Annotated in this window: 3 protein-coding genes; 1 reads left to right on the forward strand and 2 read right to left on the reverse strand. The window is 70.6% G+C overall.

The genetic code is table 11. The features are described 5' to 3' along the window. Positions 1-627: 627 nt before the first annotated feature. Both H5J30_RS16650 and lepA read right to left on the reverse strand, forming a co-directional pair. On the reverse strand, positions 628-2,526 hold the full coding sequence (locus tag H5J30_RS16650) for an AMP-dependent synthetase/ligase (protein ID WP_181788215.1): 1,899 nt from the start codon (positions 2,524-2,526) through the stop codon (positions 628-630). A 203-nt stretch (positions 2,527-2,729) separates the two neighbouring features. Beyond that, positions 2,730-4,598, reverse strand: a complete 1,869-nt coding sequence (gene lepA / locus H5J30_RS16655) for a translation elongation factor 4 (RefSeq protein ID WP_181788216.1) — start codon at positions 4,596-4,598, stop codon at positions 2,730-2,732. A 191-nt stretch (positions 4,599-4,789) separates the two neighbouring features. Here lepA and rpsT point away from each other — a divergent pair, with 191 nt between their 5' ends. Further along, positions 4,790-5,056, forward strand: a complete 267-nt coding sequence (gene rpsT / locus H5J30_RS36770) for a 30S ribosomal protein S20 (RefSeq protein WP_181788217.1) — start codon at positions 4,790-4,792, stop codon at positions 5,054-5,056. Positions 5,057-5,201 lie beyond the last annotated feature (145 nt).

Genomic DNA, 5,201 nt, shown 5'->3' on the forward strand with positions numbered 1-5,201 from the left:
CGCCGGCGCCTTCCGTGCGGCCGCCGTCGTCCCCACTGTCCCCGCCGTCCGGCTCCGCGGGCTCTCTGCGCACGATCGACACCACGGTGGATCGACGTACGGACTGCACTGCGAAGGTCGTCCCCACTGTCCTCTCCCGGCCCATTCCCGGCATACGGGCGTTCCCCACGCAGCCAGAGTGACAGACTGAGCCCGCCCAGATGCACCAAGTGACACAACTGGTGACCGGATATGGCCCATCCGACCTCCGCCGCACCGCCGGGATTACCCCCTCCGGCCACCCCCGCCCGGCCCTGCCCGCCGGTGGCGAGCGGCGCGGGCCGTGGGCCGCCGCAGCGGCGAAAGCACAGCTCACCGCGGTGGACACGGGTGCGTACGAGACCTCGGCGCGCGCCGCTGGGCCCCCCGAACGACCCCGCCGCGGGCCCCGCACCCGCCGTCAACGCGATCACGCGCGTCGCCCGCACGAGGGGCGTGACCGGCGGCGCCCACGCCGCCCGCACACCCCTGAACGCCCTTCCCGCACCCCGTGGCCGACAGCGGGCGCACGCCCGCGGACGGGGCCGCAAGCGGCCACCGGCACAGGGGACTTCCGGCCGCGCGGGCGCCGCCGGGAGGACCCGCGCCTCAGGCTTCCCTGGCGCCCGCGTACATGTCCTCGATGAGGTCCTTGTACTCCTTCTCCACCACCGGCCGCTTGAGCTTCAGGCTCGGCGTCAGCTCCCCGTGCTCCACGTCGAGGTCCCGCGGCAGGATCCGGAACTTCTTGATCATCTGCCAGCGCTGCAGCCGCTCGTTGAGCTGCTTGACGTAGCCCTCGACCAGCTCGCGCGCCTCCGCCGACGCGACCAGCTCCGCGTACGGCCGGTCCTCCAGGCCGTTCTCCTTCGCCCAGCCGGCGAGCGCCGCCTCGTCGAGGGAGATCAGCGCGGTGCAGAAGTTGCGGTCGGCGCCGATGACGAGTATCGAGCCGACGTACGGGCACACGGCCTTGAACTGGCCCTCGACCTCGCTCGGCGCGATGTACTTGCCGCCGGAGGTCTTGATCAGGTCCTTCTTGCGGTCGGTGATGCGCAGGAAGCCGTCGTCGGACAGCTCGCCGATGTCGCCGGTGTGGAACCAGCCGTCGTCCTCCAGCACCTCGGCGCTCTTCTCCGGCAGGCCGTGGTAGCCCTGCATGATGCCGGGGCCGCGCAGCAGGATCTCGCCGTCGTCGGCGATGCGCACCTCGCAGCCGGGCAGCGGCTTGCCGACGGTGCCGGTGCGGTAGGTCTCCATGCGGTTGCAGAAGCTGGCGGCGGCGGACTCGGTGAGGCCGTAGCCCTCCAGGATCGGCACGCCGGCACCGTCGAAGAAGTAGCCGATTTCGGGGGCGAGGGCGGCGGAGCCGGAGACCATGCCGCGCATCCGGCCGCCGAAGGCGGCGCGGAACTTGCCGTAGACCAGCTTGTCGGCGAGGGCGTGTTTGGTGGTCAGGCCGACGGGCGCGGTGCGCTTGCCGGTGCGGCGGTGGTTGTCCTGGGTGACGCGCGCGTACTCGCGGGCGACCTCGGCGGCCCACAGGAAGATCTTGTACTTGGCGCCGCCGCCGGCCTTCGCCTTGGCGGCCACGCCGTTGTATACCTTCTCGAAGATCCGCGGGACGCCGCACATCTGGGTGGGCCGGACGACCGGCAGGTTCTCGATGATCTTGTCGATCCGGCCGTCGACGGCCATCACGTGCCCGACCTTGATGTGCCCGGCGGTGAGCACCTTGCCGAAGACGTGCGCGAGCGGCAGCCACAGGTACTGCACGTCGTCGGGCATGACCAGCTCGATGCCCTCGATGGCGTAGCCCATGTACGACCAGGAGTCGTGCGCCAGCCGGACGCCCTTGGGCCGGCCGGTGGTGCCGGAGGTGTAGATGAGGGTGGCGAGCTGGTCGGGGCGCAGGGCCCCGATGTGCTCCCGTACGGCCTCGGGGTGCTTCTCCAGGTACTCGGCGCCGCGGCGCTCCAGCTCGGCCAGCGAGAGCACCCAGCCGTCCGGGTCGTCCTCCGTGGCGACGGCGTCCGCGGCCTCGACCACGACGACGTGCGCCAGGTCCGGCAGCCCCGCCCGCATCTCGCGCACCTTGGCGAGCTGGGCGGCGTCCTCGGCGACGAGCACGCGGCTGCCGGAGTCGGCCAGGATGTACGCGGTCTCCTCGGCGTTGGTGCTCGGGTAGACGGTCGTGTTGGCCCCGCCGGCGCAGAGGATGCCGAGGTCGGTGAGGATCCACTCCAGCCGGGTGTTGCACGCGACGGCGACCCGCTCCTCGGACTGCAGGCCGAGGTCGAGCAGCCCGGCGGCGATCGCGAAGACCCGCTCGGCGGACTGCGCCCAGGTCAGCGACCGCCACTCGTCGCCCTCGCCGGAGCCGCCGGCGGCCGGCACCGGGTACTGGAACGCCTCCCGGTCGGGGGTGGACTCGACGCGGTCGAGGAAGAGCGTGGCGACGGACGGCGGGCGGCTGTCCAGCTTCGTCTGGGTTTCGGTCTCGGTCACTGCATCCTCCGGCCGCTGCTCTTCGCTGGTAACTGGCGAGTAACCAGCAGATTAGAGGGTGACTGCGAGCGACGTAAGGGTCTGCAAGGCGTCGGATAGGTCTCGAAGCCGGGCCGGCGGGTGACTCCCGCGCCGGCCCGGTCCGTACGGTTCCGCTTTCCGCCCGCCCCCGCGGGCGCCCGCCGCGGCTGGTTCGCCGCCGGCTACTTCTTCGCCTTGCTGTCGCCCTCGTCCGAGGACAGCACGGCGATGAACGCGTCCTGCGGCACCTCCACGCTGCCGACCATCTTCATCCGCTTCTTGCCCTCCTTCTGCTTCTCCAGCAGCTTCCGCTTGCGGGAGATGTCACCGCCGTAGCACTTGGCGAGGACGTCCTTGCGGATGGCGCGGATGGTCTCGCGGGCGATGACCCGCGAGCCGATCGCCGCCTGCACGGGGACCTCGAACGCCTGCCGCGGGATCAGCTCCTTCAGCTTGGCGACGAGCCGTACGCCGTAGGCGTACGCCTTGTCCTTGTGCGTGATCGCGGAGAAGGCGTCGACCTTGTCGCCGTGCAGCAGGATGTCGACCTTGACGAGCTGGCTGCTCTGCTCGCCGGTGGGCTCGTAGTCGAGGGAGGCGTAGCCGCGGGTCTTGGACTTGAGCTGGTCGAAGAAGTCGAAGACGACCTCGGCGAGCGGCAGCGTGTAGCGGATCTCGACGCGCTCCTCGGAGAGGTAGTCCATGCCGAGCAGCGTGCCGCGGCGGTTCTGGCACAGCTCCATGACCGCGCCGATGTACTCGGTGGGCGTGAGGACCGTCGCCCGTACGACCGGCTCGTAGACCTCCTCGATCTTGCCGACCGGGAACTCGCTGGGGTTGGTGACGACGTGCTCGGTGCGGTCCTCCAGCACGACGCGGTAGATCACGTTGGGGGCGGTGGCGATCAGGTCGAGGTTGAACTCGCGCTCCAGCCGCTCCCGGATCACCTCCAGGTGCAGCAGGCCGAGGAAGCCGACGCGGAAGCCGAAGCCGAGCGCCGCCGAGGTCTCCGGCTCGTAGACCAGCGCGGCGTCGTTGAGCTGGAGCTTGTCCAGCGCGTCGCGCAGCTCGGGGTAGTCGGAGCCATCGACCGGGTAGAGCCCGGAGAACACCATCGGCTTGGGGTCCTTGTAGCCGCCGAGCGGCTCGGTGGCGCCCTTGCTGAGGCGGGTGACGGTGTCGCCGACCTTGGACTGGCGGACGTCCTTGACGCCGGTGATCAGATAGCCGACCTCGCCGACGGACAGGCCGTCGGCCGGGGTCATCTCGGGCGAGTTCGTGCCGATCTCCAGCAGCTCGTGGTGGGCGCCGGTCGACATCATCCTGATCCGCTCGCGCCTGCCGAGCGTGCCGTCGACGACCTTCACGTACGTCACCACGCCGCGGTACGAGTCGTAGACCGAGTCGAAGATCATCGCGCGGGCGGGGGCGTCCTCGACGCCCACCGGCGCCGGCACCTGCCGGACCACCTCGTCGAGCAGCTGCTCGACGCCCTCGCCGGTCTTCGCCGAGACCCGCAGCACGTCGGCGGGGTCGCAGCCGATGAGCCCCGCCAGCTCGGCGGCGAACTTCTCCGGCTGCGCGGCGGGCAGGTCGATCTTGTTCAGCACCGGGATGATCGTGAGGTCGTTCTCCATCGCGAGGTAGAGGTTCGCGAGGGTCTGCGCCTCGATGCCCTGGGCGGCGTCCACCAGCAGCACGCAGCCCTCGCAGGCGGCGAGGGAGCGGGAGACCTCGTACGTGAAGTCGACGTGCCCGGGGGTGTCGATCATGTTGAGGATGTGCGCCGTGCCGCTGGTCCCGCCCTCCGAGGGCGACCACGGCATGCGCACGGCCTGGGACTTGATCGTGATGCCGCGCTCGCGCTCGATGTCCATGCGGTCGAGGTACTGCTCGCGCATCTGGCGGTTGTCGACGACTCCGGTGATCTGGAGCATCCGGTCGGCCAGCGTCGACTTGCCGTGGTCGATGTGCGCGATGATGCAGAAGTTGCGGATCAGCGCGGGCTCGGTACGGCTGGGCTGCGGCACGGTGGTTTCGGTCGCGGGCACCTAGGGGTCCTGTCGGGAGGGAGGGGCGTGTCTGCACTCGTCGCCCCCATGGTCCCATGCGCGCGGGGCCGGGGACGGTTTGGGCGGCCGTCCTGGCTGCTGGTAGCCTGACCCACTGTGTCTGGACCCGGTGAGGTCCGGCAGTTCAGGTCCCCAAGGACGATCTTCGAACATCTTCAAGAGGCAGCTACGTGGCGAACATCAAGTCCCAGATCAAGCGGATCAAGACCAACGAGAAGGCCCGGCTGCGCAACAAGGCCGTGAAGTCGGAGCTGCGCACCGCGATCCGCCGTACCCGTGAGGCCGTCGAGGCCGGGGACGCCGAGAAGGCCGGGGAGGCGCAGCGCGCCGCCGCGCGCAAGCTGGACAAGGCCGTCAGCAAGGGCGTCATCCACAAGAACCAGGCGGCCAACAAGAAGGCCGCGCTGGCCAAGCGCGTCCAGGCCCTCCAGGGCTGATCCCGGGGGCCCGCAGGGCCCTCCGCCGGACCGCCGGGCGAAGCCCTCTCACTCCGCTCCGGTCGGGCACGAGAAGACTCCGCGCCGCACGCGGCCTGCGTTCGCCACGCGGGTGCGGTGCACAAGCTGTAACCGAAGGCCCCGC

This window comes from Streptomyces phytophilus (assembly GCF_013870535.1).
Lineage (GTDB): Bacteria > Actinomycetota > Actinomycetes > Streptomycetales > Streptomycetaceae > Streptomyces > Streptomyces phytophilus.